Genomic DNA, 301 nt, shown 5'->3' with positions numbered 1-301 from the left:
ATCCCCGACGCTCTCGCCGTGGCCATCCGCACGCCCGCGGGCATGGCGGTCCACACTGGCGACTTCAAGATGGACCAGCTCCCGCTGGACAACCGCCTCACGGACCTCCACGCGTTCGCCCGGCTCAGCGAGGAGGGCATCGACCTCCTCCTGTCCGACTCGACGAACGCCGAGGTCCCGGGCTTCGTCCCGCCCGAACGGGACATCTCCAACGTCCTGCGCCAGGTCTTCGCCGGTGCCCGTAAGCGGATCATCGTGGCGAGCTTCGCCAGCCACGTCCACCGCATCCAGCAGATCCTGG

Annotated in this window: 1 pseudogene; it reads left to right on the top strand. The window is 68.8% G+C overall.

The annotated features are described in order from the left end of the window. Positions 1-301: pseudogene (locus J0695_RS40630) on the top strand (RNase J family beta-CASP ribonuclease); the annotation flags it as partial.

This window comes from Streptomyces beijiangensis, from assembly GCF_017315755.1.
In the GTDB taxonomy this organism is placed as follows: Bacteria; Actinomycetota; Actinomycetes; order Streptomycetales; family Streptomycetaceae; genus Streptomyces; species Streptomyces beijiangensis.
The sequence above is the reverse complement of the archived record's forward strand: the minus strand, read 5'-3'. Positions and strand labels throughout refer to the sequence as shown.